At 60.8% G+C, this 1,559-nt stretch carries 1 protein-coding gene; it reads right to left on the reverse strand.

What is annotated here, in order from left to right; all coding sequences use genetic code 11:
• Window positions 1–34 precede the first annotated feature (34 nt).
• A protein-coding gene (locus AC50YA_RS23070; protein WP_494984473.1) for an IS3 family transposase occupies window positions 35–1,473 on the reverse strand; the annotation gives its coding sequence in 2 pieces (ribosomal slippage) (window positions 35–1,101 and window positions 1,101–1,473; 1,440 coding nt in all).
• Window positions 1,474–1,559: the final 86 nt, after the last annotated feature.

The raw sequence follows: 1,559 nt of genomic DNA on the forward strand, positions 1-1,559 counted from the left end.
CGGAATTTTTCAAGCTGAACGGTACCAACGGGAGTTAGGCGGCTGACTGTTCGGGGATTTCCTTGGGTTGGTTGATCCACGCCGGTCCTGGGAGGGCGAGTATTTTTGGATCAGTGGTGGTCGTGAAGCGTTCGGGGTGTTTCGCCCGGGCTGCCGCGAGGGTTGCCGAGCGTTCTGTGGCGACGCCGGCGGCGTTGCCGTAGTGGACGTTCGCGGGCGTGTGGAAACCAATTCCGGAGTGCTGGTGGTGATGGTTGTACCAGTCCACGAAACCGCTGATAAATGCTCCGGCGTCGTGGACTGAGCCGAAGCGTTCAGGGAATTCCGGACCGTATTTCAGGGTTTTGAAGATCGCCTCGCTGTACGGATTATCATTCGACACGCGGGGCCTGGAGTGGGACCGGGTGACCTCCAGATCCGAGAGCAGCGCGGCGACGGTTTTGGAGGTCATGGACGTTCCCCGGTCCGCGTGCACGACCTGGGGGATGCCGTGGATTCCGAAGATTCCCTTCATCATTTCCACGGCCAACGCCCCGGATTCGGTGGCGTGGACGTGCGCGCCAACGATGAACCTGGAATGGATATCGACCATCATGTAGCAGTCAAAATACTTCCCCTTGACCGGGCCCGCGAGCTTTGTAATATCCCACGTGAATACCTGGCCCGGGGCGGTAGCGACCAGTTCAGGAACCGCCCGGGGTGGGTGTTTGGCCAGCCGTCGGCGCTCCTTGACCTGCTTGTTTTCCTCCAGTACCCGGTAAAAAGTCGACAGGGACCCCAGATAGATTCCCTGGTCCAGCAGCTTCGTGTAGACCTGCATGGGTGCCAGGTCCACGAACTCCGGCGAGTTCAGTGCCGCCAGGATCCCGGTCCTCTCAGCGGCGCTGAGCTTGTTCTGCGGCACCACCGGCAGCTGGTCCCGCGGCGGGGCCGGTTTGCGGTTCGCGGTCGTCCTGGAAACACCCGTCAATGATGCTGCACGGCGCGTGGGGATCTTCAGTTCCAGCATTGACCGGTAGGTGGCCATCAGCGTTTCTTGGACCGGGGCCCGTCCGGAATATCCTCTGAGGCGCTCTCTAAGAACGCCTGTAGTTTTCCCATCAGCTCCAAGGCTGCCTCGGTCTTCTTCAGCCGGCTCTCACTCACCTCTAACTGGCGGCGCAAACGCGCGTTCTCGGCCTGCTCGGCCGAGAGTTTCCCGATCGATTCGCCGGCCTTCTTCCCGGCCAGGACCCCGGCGTCACGCAGCCGCCGCCACTCGGTCATCTGAGAGGAATACAGGCCCTCCCGGCGCAGGAAAGAACCACCTTCATTGTTCTCGCACGCGTTCTCGTACGCGGTCAAGAACTCAAGCTTCTGGACCGGGGTGAATGACCGTCGAGGCCGCGGACCACCGGCCCGCGGCCCATTATTACTACTACTACTACTCACAGCACTATCTTCGCGTACTGCACTCAAAACTGGACTGGACATGATTACTGGATTCCTGGCTCTCGCCCCACGCGATTAAACGGACTTGCTATGAGCCCCTGGTACCGTTCCAGCCTGACACGTAGGGC

The organism is Pseudarthrobacter sp. RHLT3-21, assembly GCF_059383495.1.